The organism is Pseudomonas sp. HMSC057H01 (assembly GCF_001836405.1).
Taxonomy (GTDB): Bacteria; Pseudomonadota; Gammaproteobacteria; order Pseudomonadales; family Pseudomonadaceae; genus Pseudomonas; species Pseudomonas aeruginosa.
Map to the genome: position 1 here is coordinate 381 of NZ_KV828516.1, position 15207 is coordinate 15587.

Consider the following 15207-nt stretch of genomic DNA (forward strand, 5'->3'; position numbering starts at 1 on the left):
GCAAAGCGTGCTGTTCACTCTGATGGCTCAACACCTATCGAACCGTGCCGCCACGGCCTCCGCGGCTTCCACCGCAACAAGCGGATCTGGAGGATGGGGATCTACCGCCCGAAGCAGTCTCGCCTAGCGATACCGATACTGAGGGGCCGGCTACCGGACGAAAGGTAGCTGCGCCTCCCAGCAGTTCGCTAGGCCTGTAGGAAAAATCTGGAATTACCGAGAGCGCCTGGATTCCAGCGCCGGCATGCTGGCAGAGCCCCGCAATTTCAAGGCCGAAACCGCAGTACCCTCTGTAATCGCTGATTACGTCGAGGGCACATTGCTACGCCTGCAGAATGGTTTCAGGGCCTGAAAAACAGAAAAGCCCACCTAAATAGGCGGGCTATTCCATATTGACATCACGTCAATGCGGGCCTAATGTTCGGCCCAGACGGCTGCTGGACAAGTAAAAGGTGCAACACCCCTTCCTAGGCCTGTGCAACTCGCCCCTTCGAAAATGGTGGGTCGTGTAGGATTCGAACCTACGACCAATTGGTTAAAAGACAATTGGCCTAGGTCTCTCTAGGAAGGGTTTTAAAGCCCCGTACCGATTTAGCTGAGCAGCCTCTAATGACCCCATTAGAGGCTATCTCAATGAAAGCGACTTCGGTTGTATCCACCAAGGGTGGTGTAGGGAAGTCCACCACCGCCGCCAACCTCGGTGCATTTTGCGCCGATGCTGGCCTGAAGACCCTCCTCATCGACCTGGACCCCGTCCAGCCCTCCCTATCTTCGTACTACGAGCTTCCTGAAGTCGCCCAGGGCGGCATCTACGACCTGCTCGCCGCCAACATAACTGACCCAGCGAGGATCATCTCCAGGACGATTATCCCCAACCTGGACGTCGTGATTTCCAACGACCAGAACAACCAGCTCAACAACCTACTGCTCCAGGCGCCCGATGGCCGGCTCCGGCTGGCAAACCTCATGCCGTCCCTGAAACAGGGCTACGACCTGGTGCTGATCGACACCCAAGGTGCGCGCTCCGCTTTACTAGAAATGGTCGTGCTCGCATCGGATCTGGTTGTTTCCCCCCTGCAGCCCAACATGCTCACTGCCCGCGAGTTCAACCGCGGCACCATGCAAATGCTCGATGGACTGCGTCCCTACGAGCGCCTCGGCATGCGGATCCCCTCGGTTCAGATCGTCATCAACTGCCTGGACCAGACCAATGACTCCCGGGCGATTCACGAGAATGTGCGTGCCATCTTCGATGAGCATCAGGACATTTCTGTGCTCGAAACGACTGTCCCGGATGCCGTCGTGTTTCGCAACGCAGCATCGCGCGGGCTACCAGCGCACCGCCTCGAAACGCGGCAACCCTCCAATCGCACATCAGCGCCCGCGCTGGAAATCATCCGTAACCTGGCCATCGAGGTCTTTCCCGAGTGGACTGACCGCTTCCTCGCGCTGACGCCGGAGGCGGTAGCAGCACTGGTCAAGGGAGGGCGCTGACATGGCGAAGCCTCCTATCACCCAAGCCCGCGACGTCGACGCGGAACTTGTGCTGCAACTGAACAAGTTCGGCAGCGCCGCCGACCTTCGGAGCCAACAGGCCAAGTTGACCGGCGCTGCGCGAGAAATACGCAAGCTGACTGGTGGCGGTACCGACCTGTTCGGGAAGCTGGGTTGCTACTTGAGCTTCGAGCAAAAGCAGCTCCTACAAGACGCTGCGCGCTTGCTCGACTCGGTGAACCAGCAGGTCGAGCATGCGAAGGAAAAGCGTGATCGCGACGAGAAACAGGCCAAGAAGCGGCGTGAGCTGCGCGGGCGCCTGGCCAAGCAACTGGTCGACTCGAACTACCCGCTTCCGGGAAATACGCTCGAAGAGCGGCTGGAAATCCTGCAGATCGCGTTGATCTACAACCGGGCCAAGGTGTTCGATCCCCTGTACTCCACGCACCAGCTCCACTCAAAACTCAAACGCTGGCTGGAGCGTCCCAAGCAGCTCATCGGGTGGCGCAGTGAAGCCGAGTATTTCGCAAGTCAGGTGGGGAGCCTGCGATGTGACTTCATTAGCCACCTGACTCACGAAATCGCCTACGACGATGGCAGTGAAGTCGAGGAGCGCCTGCGCGTCATCAAGCAGAAGACCGCACAGATCGCTCTGACCAGCGAGGAGCAGGAAACCCTTCAGCTCTGGACAGACGCTCTGCAATCGGCTCCGGAGGGCCTCATATGAACCTCCAGAACCGCAACAACCTCATCCTGAGCCTGATCGCCGAGACCCAGTTCGACGCCTACGTGCAAGGCTACATGGCCAAAGCAGGCGCTGCCGCCGGTGCTTCCGACAATCTGCTGGTCGAGGCTGAAGGTGCTGCGATACTGCAGGGCCTTGTCGCTCCGGTTCGCGCTCAGCAGCGTGCCTGTGGACAGCCACTGCAGAACGCCCTGCTCCAAATCGCCCACGACCTACTGTTGCAGACGAAGTCGCAACTGGCCATCGCGGCCAATGCCAGCTCGATCCACGTGATCCAGCGGGACATGAACAGGGCTATCTGGAATATCGCGACTGCCATCGATCACCTGGCCGAGTTCGCCCAACCCTCCCAGGACACCGTGAAGGTCATCGAGCGGCTGATGCTCTTCGTCGGCAGCTCGCCTAGCCCGGAAGGCCAGCAACTGGCCGCAGAGGCAAGTGCAGTGCTTGGCATGAGCGAGGGGGGCCTGGCATGAAGCCTATGATTCAAGCCCACCTGGTCGAGCGCGACCAGTTCGGCTTCTGGACCCATCCGAACTATCCGGACCTGGCCGACAACTGCTCTTCCAGCGAGGCGCAGGAAACGCTGCGCCGGCTTGGACTGGAGTTGCAGAACGTCTTCATGGAGTCGGATGCGCCTCGCCTCTACGACTCTGCCCGTTCGGACCAACGATACAGCGAGTGGATCCCAACGCGGCCCAAAGGCGCCGGTTGGTTCGTGCTGTCGATCCACGATACCGATAACGGCCCGGTGTGTCAGTACGTGCGACCGCTCGGAGAGCACCTGAGTCCAATCGATCTCGATGCGGCAGCAGAACAGCATGAGCGCCTGCTCAGCGAGGCTTGTGCCAAGGCCTTGAATCAGCGTGACGTCGCCCTGGCCAGGGTCGCCTCGCTTGAGTCCAAGCTGGCCGAACTGGAGAAGCAGGAACCCGTTGGTGTGATGCGCGCGTCAAGCGAGATGGGGGTAGCGCCTTACGCGGATATCTGGCCTTGGCTGGAGCCTGGCCAAAAGCTCTACACCACCCCAGTAGCCCAGGCTCAGCACTGCGTGGTGCTGGACGCTGAGAAGCTGATCGCACAATTCAAGGACTGTGCGTCGCATGCCGGAGATCCCGAGCGAGCTGCAGCATTCAACGATGCAATCAGCGAGGTACACGCCATGCTCGCCGGCGCCCCTTCCCAAGCTAAACCCAGCAGCGACGAAGAGCAGGGAGGCAGGCCATGAGTGAAGCCAAGCTCAAGCCCTGTCCACTCTGCGGCAGCACGAACATTCGAATGCTGGAACCCGAGCTGCTCGACACCGATGCCTGGAACTGTGCCATTGAATGCCTGGACTGCCGGGTTCACATCGGGCCGTCCTACTGCGAGCCAGACCCGTTAACAGCAAGGTATTCAGCACAGGTCGACTGGAACAGGCGCCCAAGCGCAAAAGCCCCCGCGGACGAGCGTGAGCAGTTCTTGATGGCCAACCTGCTCGCCGCCCTGGAGGTCGCACTGGGCAACGTAGCAGCCCTGGCTATTGTCGACCGGGTACGGCAGGTCGCAGACCGAATTTACCCAACTTCAAACCTCTCCCCTGTTCCGCAGGCCTGGCTCGATGTACAGGCCGAGCGCCGGCGCCAGATCGCCGTCGAAGGCTTCGATACCAGCAACGACGACGCTAGCGCTGGCCAGATCGCCCTGGCAGCCGGCTGCTACGCGCTCCATGCCGGCGGCATCGGCACCGACTGGCCGGGCGGCATTCGGAATGGCTCTGCACTGTTCTGGCCCTGGGACGAAGAGTGGTGGAAGCCTAAGTCGGCGCGCGAAAACCTGGTACGCGCCGGCGCTCTGGTGCTAGCCGAGATCGAGCGCCTGGACCGCTCCGCCACCGAGCAGGGCTCAACCTGCTGCAAGGGGAGCGCGTAATGGACAAGCAAAAAGTCCTTGCCAAGGTCGAGAAGCTGATGGCCCTGGCGAATGCCAAGGGGGCCACGCCGAACGAGGCGGAAACCGCATTGCGCCAGGCCGCGATCCTGAAGCGCCAGTTCGACCTCAGCGAAGCGGAGATCTCGGCCCACACGGTGGAAACCGCGTGCGTTCCCACTCGAACCAGGCGCTCTCCTGCCCCATGGCTGCATGAACTGGCCGGGATCTGCGCCAATTCCTTCGGCTGCGACTACCTGGCGGCATACGCGATGCCAGCGGGCTGGACGTTCAAGTTCATGGGCCGAGGGATCGGCCCTGAGCTAGCCGCTCACGCCTACTCTACGCTCCACCACCAACTGGTGGCGGCGCGCTCGGCTCATGTCGCTCAACAGAAGCGCTGCAAGCTGTCGACCAAGCGCCGTCGCAGCAAGCTCTTCGTCGAAGGCTGGCTTCTCGCAGTGCGTTCGCTGGTACGTGACTTTGCCGGCAGGCCGGACGAGTCGACTCAAGCAGCCATCAAGGCCTACCTCGAACTACACCATCCGGAGCTGAAACTCCTGGAGCCGGCAGCGCCGACGAAGCCCCTGGCCTATGACCAGGCTTCGCTGCACGCAGGCTGGGAGCACGGCAAAAACACTCGCCTGCACCGCGGCGTCAGCCGGCGAGTTCAGGGCGCGCTCGAGCAGGGAGGGTCCCGATGACTCGCTCTGCTCTCTCGAACATCGCCTACGAGGCTCTGGTGCGTGCCCGCCGCAAATTCAGCAACCGAGAGGAGCGCTGCATCCGCGAAACCTGGACCGCCGAACAGGAACTGGTGCTGCTGCGCCTGTATCCGGATATGCCGAACGAGGTCCTGGCAGCCAGGTTGAACAAAACGCTCCAGCAGATCTGCTCCAAAGCGTATCGGCTCGGGCTGAAAAAAAGCCCCGAGTTCTCCAAGAAGATCCGGCAGGACTGGGACAGCGCAACTCGGTTCAAGAAGGGAAACACCCCATGGAACTGCGGCATGAAGGGGCTTCCCGCGCGAGGACGCTCATCGGAAACGCAGTTCAAGAAGGGGCAAAAACCCCACACATGGCTCCCAGTCGGCAGCACGCGGGTCAGCGCTGATGGCTACCTGCAACGAAAGATCTCGGATACCGGCTATCCCCCCCGGGACTGGAAGAGCATCCACATCCTGCTCTGGGAAGAACACGTCGGCCCCATCCCAACCGGCCATTGCGTCTGCTTCAAGGACAACAACAAGCAGAACGTCGTCATCGACAACCTGGAACTCATCACCCGGGCCGAACGCATGCGCCGCAACTCCATCCATCGCTATCCACCTGAGCTGAAGAGCGCAATCCGCGTCATCAGCAAGCTCAAGCGCACCATTCAGGAGGTCGAGCATGAAAAACAAGATTGAGGATCTGCGTAATCACCTCTTTGCCACCATCGAAGGCCTGCTGGACGAAGAGAACCCTCTGGATATCGAACGCGCGAAAGCGGTGGCTCATGTGGGTTCGGTGATCATCGAGTCCGCCAAGGTGGAGGTGAAAGCGCTGGAGATCATCGGCGCCCCGGGCGGAAGCACGTTCATGCAGATCGGCCGGGAGGACTCGAAGTGAGTGTTCTGGAACTCACGCCGCCGCACTCCGTCGAGGCGGAGCAAGGGGTACTCGGTGGCCTGATGCTGGACAACGCGGCATGGGACATTGTCGGCGATCACCTGCAGAAGGAGGACTTCTTCCGGCATGAACATCGGCTGATTTTCACCGCCATCAGCGAGTTGGCCGCGAAGGACGCCCCGTTTGACGTCGTGACGGTGTCGGAAGCGATCGAAGACCTTCCAGAAGCCGGCGGGCTGGCCTACCTCGGCCAGCTCGCTGACAACACGCCCTCCGTGGCCAATATCGAGGCTTACGCGCAGATCGTTCGCGATCGGGCGCACCTGCGGCAGTTGATGTCTCTCGGGCACCACTGCACCAGAACCGCCTCGAACCACCAGGCGAATCCCTGTGAGGTTCAGGAGGAGATCGAGCAGAAGCTGTTCGCCCTCGGCCAAGATCAGCACAAGTCCGACTTTGTCGATATCAACAAGGGCCTCGCGAAGATCGTCGACACCATCGATTACCGCTTCAACAACAACGTGACGGTAACGGGGGTCCCGACTGGCCTGAAGGATCTCGACGAGCTCACCGGCGGACTACAGAAATCGGATCTCATCATCGTCGGTGCCCGCCCCGCGATGGGCAAAACGTCGTTTGCCCTCAACTTGATCGACGCCGCGCTGCAGAGCGAACAACAGAAGTCTGTCCAAGTTTACAGCATGGAAATGCCAGCAGAGCAGCTGCTGTTCAGGCTGGCCGCCCTGCTTGGCCATCTGGACCTTGGCAAGCTGATGAAAGGCCAACTGCAAGAGGAGGATTGGCCCCGGCTGTCTGTCGCGATCAAGCGCATAAACGGCTATGGCAGCCGCCTGGTCATCAACGACCAGGGCAACCTCACGCCGACAGAGCTGCGCGCCAAGGTTCGCCGCGCGGCCAGGAAGTACGGCCACCCCGTACTGATCTTGGTCGACTACCTGCAGCTGATGCGCTGCCCAGGCCTGGAAAACCGAGCCACCGAGATATCAGAGATCTCCCGCTCGCTGAAAGCGCTGGCCAAGGAGATGGACTGCCCCGTCGTGGCCCTATCCCAGCTCAATCGCACCCTGGAGAACCGGCCGAACAAGCGACCGAACAACGCAGACCTGCGTGAGAGCGGCGCGATCGAGCAGGACGCGGACGTGATCATGTTCGTGTACCGCGACGAGGTCTACCACCCCAACACCGAGGCCAAGGGCATTGCCGAAATCATCATCGGCAAGTACCGCAACGGCCCGATCGGCACCGTCCGCGCCGCCTTCATCGCCAACCAGACCCGCTTCGCCGACCTTGCACCAACTTGGCAGGGAGCTCTTGCATGAGCCCCTTCATTGAACTTCCGATCTCTCGCCGGCGGGAGCCGGCAAGGAGTCTAGTCATGCGTGACCAGCAGCCCGCTAACAATCTCCTTTCGATAGCGAGCGCCGAATGGATACAAGCCTTGCAGAACTTCTGCCACCACGGACGAGTGTATGACGGGTCCACCGCCAATGCCTGGCTATTGGATGCCTGCCTACTTGTTCCCAACGCTGCCCTCATCCACGGTGTCATCGAGTACGTTCTTAACAGCCGTGAGGACATACCATACGGAGGGCTACGCCCAAGCTGGGTAGCTCAGCGGCTCAAGCAGGAGGGATTGATTAGTCACCGGTGCGGGGCAGTCTTGCACTGGCAGGAGCACGGCTATCGCTTTTCCACGGTGGTCAGGATCGACCCCGAACAGATTTGGCCCGATAAGCGCTCGAGACCCGAAGCATTCGTTACCGGACCACTAGATAGCCAGGAGCTTGGGGTAATTGAAATCCTGGCGCATCCGAACGCCAGACGTCGTAGTCCGTCCCCGGTGCGCCTGGCAGCACTGGTTCGATCTTCGCTAGCCATACCTGCTGAGCCTCTTCATCCCATTGCAAGTCCGCCAGCTCTTCATGCAGTGCTAGCCACCTATCCCGAATTGGCATATCCCGAATGGTTTCCAGTGGCCAGGAGTAGCGACGCATGAGCGCATACTCAATGGCGTCCATGCCCCATAGCCTCCAGCCTTTGTCACGTGCCAGTGAGTTACCAAGGGTACACAACACAAAGACTTGGCTTATCCATTGGGCTCTGGCCATCGTCATAGCCAATCCGTCCCCGTTTTGTGAGTCAGGAACGCATGCCTGGATCTGGATAAGCATCTCGTCGTATCCAAAGCGGTATTCGTTCGTCATGCCGGACCTCCTGTGGTCTGGGTGGGTTTGTTTGGCGACGCCAACCTTACCACCGGATGTGTCCGGCTCCCTTCTAGCAGCGACCGTCACGCCTTCAGCGCTACCGGTCCTGCAACCTCATTTTTCATCTCATCTTCCGCTGCCAGTTGCTGGCCCAAGCCGGCAAGGAGCCCATGCATGAACACCTCCCAGCACCTGGTCACCCACCAGTGCATGAATTGTGGTCAGCACCACCCATACCACCTGGTGCGCCAGATTCTTCCCGCCGAGAACACCCCAGAAGGAGAAGCCGAGGTGTTGGTCTGCCCCTGCTGCGGGAGCTACGACGTCCATCAGTTGGAGGCTGTCTTTGATGAACACTGAAGCCCGCTTTCCGAGTATCCACGCCTCGGCCGCGTTCACCGACTCGGCGGTGGTTCATGCCAATCACGTTGGGGTCAACCCCATCGAGCTGGACGCCCTCAGCCAAGTGATCTCGCGCCTTTCGCGGGACGAGAGCACGGTCGCACCCAGTTCGATGGAGCGAGAGCTTCGTGAGCTGGAGGAACTGGGGTACATCGAAATCTCGACCACCCAGGCCGGAACCCTGGTGGTCACTACGCGCGCTCCGGGGCAACTGCTTTCGGCCTACTTCTGGTCGGTATGGATCCCTCGCCACCTGTTCAGTTGCTCGCTGAAGGTGAGCTTGATGCCACACCTCTGCTGCGGCACTCAGGGCTCCCAGCACCTCACCGCGGTGTTCCGCATTGCAGGCAGCAAGGACGCCGCACGTGAGTTCCTGCATCAGTTGGCCAACAACTATCCCGGGCATGAGCCCGAGTTGCCCGAACTGGTGGCCGTTCAGGTCGGTGATGCACTCAGCAAGGAGGCCGAATCATGAAGGCATCCCAGACCTATCAGTGCATCGTCAAGTTCAATGGCGCCGGCTTCTGGACCAATACCATTCAGAAGCAGCGTGCGACCTGCACCTGGAGCGACAAGGTGGCAGCCTCCCGCCTTGCCGAACGGCTGTTTGGCGAGGACAACGCCTACATCACCCGTATGCCGGCACAGGCAGGCGACCACGATAAGCGCATCGAGAGCCGCTGGGAGCTGTGCTGTAGAAATCCCAAGGAGGTAGCGCGCGATGGCTGACGTCACTGCCTACCGGCCGCTCGAGCACTTCCAGAAAGGCGAGCTGATGCTCGAGCTCAAGTTGCGTGAAGGTCCTTCGTGGATCTGTCTGAACTGCGGCTATCACCTGGATGGCAGCGGCGCACAGCCCTGCCCTGACTGCGGAAAGTCGCGCTACTGGACCAGCGGTTGGAGTGTAGGTCGTGGCCATCGCTTCTCGGCAGCAAGGGAAGAGTGGGAAAGCCGCCTCAGGACACGGTCGCGGGCACCTGTCGCGTCAACGGCACCAGTAGCAACTGACGACGTATGCACTCAACTGCGCACAGAGGTCCGCATGCTGCGTTCCGCGCATGACGACCTGGCCTGCAGCCGGCAGAGCGATCGTCGCAGCCTTCAGGCGCTGGTGAAACGTCTCCTGCATGCCGCCGCCACCGACAGCCTTCCCCGCTCCTTGGCAGAGATGGAGACCTGGCTGCAGCTCAACAGTAGTGAGGAGACCACGGATGCGTAGTTTCCTTCGCGGCGCCCGGGAAAGCGTCCGCCGGCTGGTGGCCTTCGCTCAAGCCGAAGGCTGGAGCGTCGACCGCTCCGCCGGCGGCCACTTGAAGCTCAGCAAGATCGGCTGCGCCTCGATCTTCATCTCTTCCACGCCAAGCGACGCACGCGGCGAGCTCAATGCCCGCGCCCTGCTCCGTCGAGCCGACAGGCAGCGTTCCCTGAACCAGGAGTCTTTCTGATGCCTATCAAACACGCCATTGTCCACCTGATCGAGAAGAAGCCCGACGGCACCCCGGCCGTGCTCCACGCGCGCGACGCCGAACTGGGCGACTCCCAGGCCACCGAAAACCTGCTGGCCGACCTCAACGAAAGCTACAACGCCAAGAACAAGGCCTGGGGCTTCTTCCAGGGCGAGTCCGGGGCCTACCCGTTCAGCGGCTGGCTCGGCGAGTACCTGGACGGCGCCCGCGACTTCGTCGGCTTCAGCCGCGAAGCGGTGGAGCACCTGCAGAAGCTGATGGAAGAATCCAACCTCTCCACCAGCGGCCACGTGCTGTTCGCCCACTACCAGCAGGGCATGACCGATTACCTGGCGATCGCCCTGCTGCACCACAGCGAAGGCGTGGCGGTGAACGAGTCGCTGGAGGTCTCCCCGTCGCGGCACCTCGACTTCGGCCAACTGTACCTGGCCGCGCGGATCAACATCTCCGAGTGGCGTAACAACAAGCAGTCGATGCAGTACATCTCGTTCATCAAGGGCAAGGGCGGGAAGAAGGTCACCGACTACTTCCGCGATTTCATCGGCTGCCAGGAGGGCATCGACTCACCGGGCGAAACCCGCGCCCTGCTCAAGGCCTTCAGCGACTTCGTGGAGAGCGAGGGCATGGCCGAGCAGCAGGCCCGCGAGAAAACCGAGACGCTGGTCGACTACGCCACCTCGCAGGCGCGCATCGGCGAGCCGATGACCCTCGACGCGCTCTCGGAACTGATGGACGAGCAGCAACCGCGGGCGTTCTACGACTACATCCGCAACAAGGGCTATGGCCTGTCGCCGGAAATCCCGGCGGACAAGCGCACCCTCAACCAGTTCCGCCGCTTCACCGGCCGCGCCGAAGGCCTGTCGATCAGCTTCGAGGCGCACTTGCTGGGATCCAGAATCGAGTACGACGAGGAGCGCGACACGCTGCGGATCAGCAGTCTCCCCACTCAACTCCGCGACCAGCTCAAGCGGCGCAAGGCCCAAATTGGAGAATGACCATGGCCCGAGAAACCGAAGATAAGTTCGTTGTCCGTATGCCCTTGGGCTTGCGCGATCAGCTAAAGCAAAAAGCCGCGCATAACCACCGCTCGGCCAACAGCGAGATCGTCTACCGGCTGGAGCGCAGCAACGAGCTCGAAGAAGAACTCGCTCGAGCGAACCGAATGGTCGACGAGCTCTTCGCCAAGAACCAGCGTCTGCAGGCAGAGCTAGCTGCGGCTAACACGCCTCAGGTGGCAGAGGCATGACAATGGCCAAGATCAACCCGCAAGATCTGAAAGACCGACTGCTTGCCCCTGGTTTCACCGCGCCGCCCGTTCTTGAACAGTTGTCGGACCCGATCAGCGACACGCCCATGGTGCTGACACTCGACCAGGTCCTCCCCTGGCACGATAACCCCCGGACCACTCGAAACCCGAAATACGATGAGTTGAAAGAATCGATCCGGCATCGAGGCCTCGATACGCCGCCACCAGTGACTCGACGCCCTGGGGAAGACAAATACCGCATTCGCAACGGCGGCAACACTCGCCTGGAAATTCTCAACGAGCTCTACAAAGAAACCGGCGACGAACGTTACTTCCGCTTCAACTGCCTGTTCAGGCCCTGGGACAAGCAGCGCGGCGAAATCATCGCGCTGACCGGTCACTTGGCCGAAAACGATTTGAAGGGTGACCTCAAGTTCATTGAGCGAGCCGTGGGCATTCAGAAAGCGAAGGCCTTGTATGAGAAGGAGAAAGGCGAACCCGTCGGCATCCGCGAGCTGTCACGGAAGCTCACCGATGACGGCTATCCTGTTTCACACTCACACATCAGCAGAATGCTGGATGCCGTTGAGATACTGCTTCCAGCCATCCCTGTGATGCTGTATTCAGGGCTCGGTAAACCGCAAATCGAAAAACTCCTGTCACTCAGAAAGTCGGCATCCTCCTGCTGGGCACGTCTATACGCCGGTGAAGGGATTGACTTTGAAATGCTGTTCCAGGACACGCTGGCAATCTTCGACAGTAGCCCTGACGAGTTCATATTCGACCGCTTCCAGGACGAGCTCATCGATCAGATGAAGCGGCCCCTGGGCCTGCGTTATGACCAGATCCTGCTCGAGATCACCAACGGCCAGCAGGAACAGCGCCGGGGCACTCTGGTCGACCTGCCCGCACCTGCCTTACCACCTGAAATCCCACCAGTAGGGCAGGAAAGTCCTGCCGCGTCGACTACTGGACAAGCACAATCACAGAGCCCCGCTGCCGGCCTCCAAACGTCCAAGACCAATAGCCTCCCGGGTAATCCCTCTACCCCGCCAACTCCGCCGCTACCTGTACAACAGCAGCAACTGACCGATGAGGAGCGTGCAGCGCTCTTGGCAGGCCATATCGTGAGTCCGGTATCGACCAAGATCCAGCAGACTCGCCAACGTCTGGCCGCTCTCGAGGGTGAACATCTACCTGTCTTCGAAGAAACAGCTCTTCACGCAATCCCGGTGCAAGTCGGCGGCCTGCACCCGATTACCGACCTCTGGTACATCGAGCGGTCGATCGATACCTCCGAAATCCTGCGACAGCACATCGCTGATCTGGCTGAAGAAATCGCTCTGCACGTCGGCGCCCCAGGCGAGATCGTCAGGATCCAGGGCGGTGTGGGTTACACGTATCGCGAGCCCAATGAAGACCCTGAGATTACTGATTCAGCGCTGCACCTCATGACGCTGCTTCAAGCGCTCAGCGGCCAGGTCCAAGTCGTCCTGAACTCACACGACCAGCAGACCTGCCGCGACGCCCTGGGCGAGTTTCAATTCTCAGCTGGCCTCGCTCAGTTGCTGCTGGGCCAACCCACCACAGGCGATCAGCCATCCAGCCAGGCAGGCCGTCTCAATGACGAAGCCCTGGTGAAACTGTTCCGGATAATTCGTCTTGCCCGACGCCTGGTTGACCTTGAGCTGCCGCCGGCCGCCTCCGAGCAAGCAGCTACCGACCAGTGATTTCGCACGATTTGGGGAGGGATCGACATGTCGAAGTCGTTGATCAATGAAGCGGTCCTGACGCAGGTGATCAACCACCTGCGCAACGGCCAGCTCAGGCGTTGTGCCGAGATGGGACTGCGGCCGGAGATCCTGGCCCAGCTCCAACAGCCCGCCGTCATGAGCATCCTGACCAATACCCCGGTTTCTTGGGTAGACGTCAGAGTGAACATCGACGTCATGGAGAAAATCCTGGCCACAGCCGAGCGCAGCGCGCAGGAAGAGCTGCAGATCGAACGCGCACTGAAGCTGGGAGCCACCACAACGATGATTCAGAGCTTTTTCGGTCTGTCGCCGGAGGACACCGCCACCAAGCGCTTGATCTTGGAGATCCACCCGCGCCGCGGTCGCTGGCGGCAACTTGACGAACAGACCGAACGCCAGATTTGGTTCCGCTGGGAGCACCTGATGCAAGAAAACCAGGTCCGCCTTGAGGACAGCATGGAGTTGCTGGACATCGCGATGATCCTCACCGAGGAAGTCAACGCCGGAGTCGAACAAGACAGTCCAGAGTTCATCAGCCTCGCCATCGTTTGGTCTCTCATCCAGAGCTGGTTGAAAGACAGCCTCTACCAACCAAACAGGAAAGAACAGGCCAAGCCCGCCACCCTTTACCTGGCCAACGTCAGCGCTCACCTCCCCTCGCCTACGGCTCACCCGCCACAGAGCCCCCGCTTGGAGATTGAGTCTGCGCAGCAGCAACTCCTCAACCTGGTTCAGTCCGAAGGCGATACGACACCATGACAATGAGGCTGTCGCGCTTTCCCATTTCGACTCTGCTGGACTCGGCCTCGGGACATCTCGAGGCCCACTTGTTTAAGAAGCGGCTTGATGCCGAGAGCGGCGAACCGCTGGCTCAACAATATTCCGGCATCATTTTCAGCGGTAACCCGCATGAAACCGTTCCTCGGCGCCTGCTGCTGGATAAACGCCTCACCCCGCTGGAGCGGAACTGCTGGCAAGTGTTCCGCTTGCTCATCAACGACGACGGGCTGACCGCGTTCCCTACATACGAGCAACTACGCCCTTATCTCGGCATGCAGCCGGGTAAGATCGCCTCGCGCGAAACCATCGCCAAGGCACTCAAGGTCCTTCGGTTGACACGCTGGCTCAGTCTCGGCCGTCGCCTGCGCAACGACCTCAACGGGCAAGTACAGGGCAACGTCTACATCCTCCACGACGAACCGGTATCCCCGGCAGAAGCCCTGGAGCTGGACCCCGACTACATGCAGTTGCTGAGCCAGTCCACCGGCGACAGCAACCGAGCCATACGCGAAATCGGCCAGGTCACATGGCGGGAGTTCAGGGATGACCCGGACGTTGGTCGCCGCCTCCCAACCCATCTGGAGAAGCTCGAGGGACGCTTGAACCACCAGCAATGGGCTATTGATAGTCAGCTCGAAGCGGATCCAGCGGCAGAGTTCGGCATCCGAACTCTGCCCGATCTACCTCATTCAACCCCGAGTTCGGATGCCGAACTCAGTGAAATCAGCGGCAAGCAATGCGCTTTACCGCTGAGTTCGGATGCCGAACCCAGACAGAATCCGCCGAGTACGCCCTTGGTTCGGATGCCGAACTCATATAGTACGTATACATACAAACAAGATTCAGTATGTAAAAAGCCAGTACAACCGCGAACACGCGAGAAAGCACATCCGAACTGGCAGGGCCTCTTGCACGCACTGGAGGCCGAGCAACGGATCCAGGCGGTAAGCGCGCTCCGACGAGTGTCCGAGGATCTTCGGCTACCCATCATCGAGCAGTGGCAGCACCGATGTGCCGGCGGAACCGTCGGTAATCCGTTCGGCTACCTCATGACGCTCATCCAGCGTGCAGTCCAGGGAAAGTTCAACGCTTCTTGGGCTCCGGAAGAACCGGCTGAGCGAACCATCCCAGCAGCGGAACGCCCCATTCGTGCTCCAGCACCATCAAACCCCACAACGCTTGAACAGCCCCAAGTTCAACTGCGGGGTGATACCCGGACAGGGAGCGAGGTACTCAGCCGGCTCAAGGACCTCATTCGGCCCAGGCACGGATCGAGCGTGCCATCCGAGCGGGGTGATGAGCCATGAGAAAGTCTCGGTCGGGCGTCGTGTTTTTTGGTGATGCGGCCCGCATCACTCTGCCAGGTCCTGACCTCGGCACCGGTGGCGAACTGGGTGTTTCCAGTGGAAACACTCTGCCAAGGATCGACCTCGGCGCCGCCGGCGAATTGGGTGGCTCCACTGGAACCACTTCACTAGGAACCAACCTCGGCGCCGGCGGCGAGCTGGGTGTTGCCACTGGCAACACTCCGCCAGGACCAGGCCTCGGCGCCGTCGACGAGCTGGGTGGTGCCA

20 protein-coding genes are annotated in these 15207 nt (G+C 60.6%); 19 read left to right on the forward strand and 1 reads right to left on the reverse strand.

From position 1 onward, the window contains the following. The first annotated feature begins 633 nt into the window (after nucleotides 1-633). Genes HMPREF2581_RS28570 through dnaB form a run of 9 tightly spaced genes read left to right on the forward strand, consistent with a single transcriptional unit; the run spans nucleotide 634 to nucleotide 7097 of the window. Nucleotides 634-1494 (forward strand): ParA family protein, encoded by an 861-nt coding sequence (locus HMPREF2581_RS28570; RefSeq protein ID WP_003158180.1) that lies wholly within the window; start codon nucleotides 634-636, stop codon nucleotides 1492-1494. A gap of 1 nt (nucleotide 1495) precedes the next feature. Beyond that, nucleotides 1496-2221 carry a hypothetical protein gene (locus HMPREF2581_RS28575; protein ID WP_003103853.1) on the forward strand — a complete coding sequence of 242 codons (726 nt, stop codon included), beginning with the start codon at nucleotides 1496-1498 and terminating at the stop codon, nucleotides 2219-2221. Further along, nucleotides 2218-2715: a hypothetical protein gene (locus HMPREF2581_RS28580; RefSeq protein ID WP_003103852.1), complete on the forward strand. Its 498-nt coding sequence runs from the start codon at nucleotides 2218-2220 to the stop codon at nucleotides 2713-2715. The genes HMPREF2581_RS28575 and HMPREF2581_RS28580 overlap by 4 nt, the downstream gene beginning before the upstream one ends. A 5-nt stretch (nucleotides 2716-2720) precedes the next feature. Beyond that, entirely contained in the window at nucleotides 2721-3467 is a 747-nt protein-coding gene (locus HMPREF2581_RS28585) for a hypothetical protein (RefSeq protein ID WP_003159720.1), read from the forward strand. After that, nucleotides 3464-4150, forward strand: coding sequence for a Lar family restriction alleviation protein (locus tag HMPREF2581_RS28590; protein ID WP_003159719.1), 687 nt, complete (start codon nucleotides 3464-3466; stop codon nucleotides 4148-4150). The genes HMPREF2581_RS28585 and HMPREF2581_RS28590 overlap by 4 nt, the downstream gene beginning before the upstream one ends. After that, nucleotides 4150-4851 (forward strand): DUF2786 domain-containing protein, encoded by a 702-nt coding sequence (locus HMPREF2581_RS28595; RefSeq protein ID WP_003103849.1) that lies wholly within the window; start codon nucleotides 4150-4152, stop codon nucleotides 4849-4851. Before HMPREF2581_RS28590 ends, HMPREF2581_RS28595 begins: the two co-directional genes overlap by 1 nt. Then, the gene (locus tag HMPREF2581_RS28600) at nucleotides 4848-5555 is read left to right on the forward strand and encodes an HNH endonuclease signature motif containing protein (protein ID WP_003103848.1); all 708 of its coding nucleotides are present in this window, start codon (nucleotides 4848-4850) and stop codon (nucleotides 5553-5555) included. Before HMPREF2581_RS28595 ends, HMPREF2581_RS28600 begins: the two co-directional genes overlap by 4 nt. Continuing rightward, nucleotides 5539-5757, forward strand: a complete 219-nt coding sequence (locus tag HMPREF2581_RS28605) for a hypothetical protein (RefSeq protein ID WP_003103847.1) — start codon at nucleotides 5539-5541, stop codon at nucleotides 5755-5757. The genes HMPREF2581_RS28600 and HMPREF2581_RS28605 overlap by 17 nt, the downstream gene beginning before the upstream one ends. Further along, nucleotides 5754-7097, forward strand: a complete 1344-nt coding sequence (dnaB, locus tag HMPREF2581_RS28610; protein ID WP_003103846.1) for a replicative DNA helicase — start codon at nucleotides 5754-5756, stop codon at nucleotides 7095-7097. Before HMPREF2581_RS28605 ends, dnaB begins: the two co-directional genes overlap by 4 nt. A 438-nt stretch (nucleotides 7098-7535) precedes the next feature. Here dnaB and HMPREF2581_RS33235 read toward each other — a convergent pair whose 3' ends face one another. Continuing rightward, nucleotides 7536-7982: a hypothetical protein gene (locus HMPREF2581_RS33235; RefSeq protein ID WP_016561619.1), complete on the reverse strand. Its 447-nt coding sequence runs from the start codon at nucleotides 7980-7982 to the stop codon at nucleotides 7536-7538. Nucleotides 7983-8159: 177 nt separating this feature from the next. On the opposite strand from HMPREF2581_RS33235, the gene HMPREF2581_RS28620 reads away from it, so the two are divergent. The 10 genes from HMPREF2581_RS28620 to HMPREF2581_RS32660 are packed head-to-tail and all read left to right on the forward strand — an operon-like array spanning nucleotide 8160 to nucleotide 14940. Next, entirely contained in the window at nucleotides 8160-8345 is a 186-nt protein-coding gene (locus HMPREF2581_RS28620; protein ID WP_003103845.1) for a hypothetical protein, read from the forward strand. Then, nucleotides 8335-8862, forward strand: coding sequence for a hypothetical protein (locus HMPREF2581_RS28625; protein WP_003103844.1), 528 nt, complete (start codon nucleotides 8335-8337; stop codon nucleotides 8860-8862). The genes HMPREF2581_RS28620 and HMPREF2581_RS28625 overlap by 11 nt, the downstream gene beginning before the upstream one ends. Further along, complete coding sequence (locus tag HMPREF2581_RS28630; RefSeq protein WP_003103843.1) at nucleotides 8859-9116, forward strand: hypothetical protein; 258 nt, start codon at nucleotides 8859-8861, stop codon at nucleotides 9114-9116. The genes HMPREF2581_RS28625 and HMPREF2581_RS28630 overlap by 4 nt, the downstream gene beginning before the upstream one ends. Then, nucleotides 9109-9606, forward strand: coding sequence for a hypothetical protein (locus HMPREF2581_RS33090; RefSeq protein WP_003125258.1), 498 nt, complete (start codon nucleotides 9109-9111; stop codon nucleotides 9604-9606). The genes HMPREF2581_RS28630 and HMPREF2581_RS33090 overlap by 8 nt, the downstream gene beginning before the upstream one ends. After that, on the forward strand, nucleotides 9599-9832 hold the full coding sequence (locus HMPREF2581_RS28640; protein WP_003103841.1) for a hypothetical protein: 234 nt from the start codon (nucleotides 9599-9601) through the stop codon (nucleotides 9830-9832). Before HMPREF2581_RS33090 ends, HMPREF2581_RS28640 begins: the two co-directional genes overlap by 8 nt. After that, entirely contained in the window at nucleotides 9832-10848 is a 1017-nt protein-coding gene (gene yejK / locus HMPREF2581_RS28645) for a nucleoid-associated protein YejK (RefSeq protein ID WP_070867399.1), read from the forward strand. The genes HMPREF2581_RS28640 and yejK overlap by 1 nt, the downstream gene beginning before the upstream one ends. A gap of 2 nt (nucleotides 10849-10850) precedes the next feature. Further along, nucleotides 10851-11099 carry an ICE element conjugation transcription factor TprA gene (locus tag HMPREF2581_RS28650; protein WP_003111972.1) on the forward strand — a complete coding sequence of 83 codons (249 nt, stop codon included), beginning with the start codon at nucleotides 10851-10853 and terminating at the stop codon, nucleotides 11097-11099. Next, nucleotides 11096-12829 carry a ParB family protein gene (locus HMPREF2581_RS28655; protein WP_003158178.1) on the forward strand — a complete coding sequence of 578 codons (1734 nt, stop codon included), beginning with the start codon at nucleotides 11096-11098 and terminating at the stop codon, nucleotides 12827-12829. The genes HMPREF2581_RS28650 and HMPREF2581_RS28655 overlap by 4 nt, the downstream gene beginning before the upstream one ends. Nucleotides 12830-12856: 27 nt before the next feature. Beyond that, complete coding sequence (locus HMPREF2581_RS28660) at nucleotides 12857-13612, forward strand: DUF2857 domain-containing protein (RefSeq protein WP_003125263.1); 756 nt, start codon at nucleotides 12857-12859, stop codon at nucleotides 13610-13612. A gap of 2 nt (nucleotides 13613-13614) precedes the next feature. Beyond that, nucleotides 13615-14940 (forward strand): STY4528 family pathogenicity island replication protein, encoded by a 1326-nt coding sequence (locus tag HMPREF2581_RS32660; protein ID WP_071534719.1) that lies wholly within the window; start codon nucleotides 13615-13617, stop codon nucleotides 14938-14940. Nucleotides 14941-15207: the final 267 nt, after the last annotated feature.

Bases quoted from the DNA above. Each gene is read 5' to 3' on its own strand.
- HMPREF2581_RS32660 (WP_071534719.1), top strand. From the start codon at position 13,615: ATGAGGCTGTCGCGCTTTCCCATTTCGACTCTGCTGGACTCGGCCTCG.
- HMPREF2581_RS33235 (WP_016561619.1), bottom strand. From the start codon at position 7,982: ATGACGAACGAATACCGCTTTGGATACGACGAGATGCTTATCCAGATC.
- HMPREF2581_RS28650 (WP_003111972.1), top strand. From the start codon at position 10,851: ATGGCCCGAGAAACCGAAGATAAGTTCGTTGTCCGTATGCCCTTGGGC.
- HMPREF2581_RS28605 (WP_003103847.1), top strand. From the start codon at position 5,539: ATGAAAAACAAGATTGAGGATCTGCGTAATCACCTCTTTGCCACCATC.
- HMPREF2581_RS28570 (WP_003158180.1), top strand. From the start codon at position 634: ATGAAAGCGACTTCGGTTGTATCCACCAAGGGTGGTGTAGGGAAGTCC.
- yejK (WP_070867399.1), top strand. From the start codon at position 9,832: ATGCCTATCAAACACGCCATTGTCCACCTGATCGAGAAGAAGCCCGAC.
- HMPREF2581_RS28595 (WP_003103849.1), top strand. From the start codon at position 4,150: ATGGACAAGCAAAAAGTCCTTGCCAAGGTCGAGAAGCTGATGGCCCTG.
- HMPREF2581_RS28600 (WP_003103848.1), top strand. From the start codon at position 4,848: ATGACTCGCTCTGCTCTCTCGAACATCGCCTACGAGGCTCTGGTGCGT.
- HMPREF2581_RS28660 (WP_003125263.1), top strand. From the start codon at position 12,857: ATGTCGAAGTCGTTGATCAATGAAGCGGTCCTGACGCAGGTGATCAAC.
- HMPREF2581_RS28630 (WP_003103843.1), top strand. From the start codon at position 8,859: ATGAAGGCATCCCAGACCTATCAGTGCATCGTCAAGTTCAATGGCGCC.
- HMPREF2581_RS28655 (WP_003158178.1), top strand. From the start codon at position 11,096: ATGACAATGGCCAAGATCAACCCGCAAGATCTGAAAGACCGACTGCTT.
- HMPREF2581_RS28620 (WP_003103845.1), top strand. From the start codon at position 8,160: ATGAACACCTCCCAGCACCTGGTCACCCACCAGTGCATGAATTGTGGT.
- HMPREF2581_RS28590 (WP_003159719.1), top strand. From the start codon at position 3,464: ATGAGTGAAGCCAAGCTCAAGCCCTGTCCACTCTGCGGCAGCACGAAC.
- HMPREF2581_RS28640 (WP_003103841.1), top strand. From the start codon at position 9,599: ATGCGTAGTTTCCTTCGCGGCGCCCGGGAAAGCGTCCGCCGGCTGGTG.
- HMPREF2581_RS33090 (WP_003125258.1), top strand. From the start codon at position 9,109: ATGGCTGACGTCACTGCCTACCGGCCGCTCGAGCACTTCCAGAAAGGC.
- HMPREF2581_RS28625 (WP_003103844.1), top strand. From the start codon at position 8,335: ATGAACACTGAAGCCCGCTTTCCGAGTATCCACGCCTCGGCCGCGTTC.
- HMPREF2581_RS28580 (WP_003103852.1), top strand. From the start codon at position 2,218: ATGAACCTCCAGAACCGCAACAACCTCATCCTGAGCCTGATCGCCGAG.
- HMPREF2581_RS28585 (WP_003159720.1), top strand. From the start codon at position 2,721: ATGATTCAAGCCCACCTGGTCGAGCGCGACCAGTTCGGCTTCTGGACC.
- HMPREF2581_RS28575 (WP_003103853.1), top strand. From the start codon at position 1,496: ATGGCGAAGCCTCCTATCACCCAAGCCCGCGACGTCGACGCGGAACTT.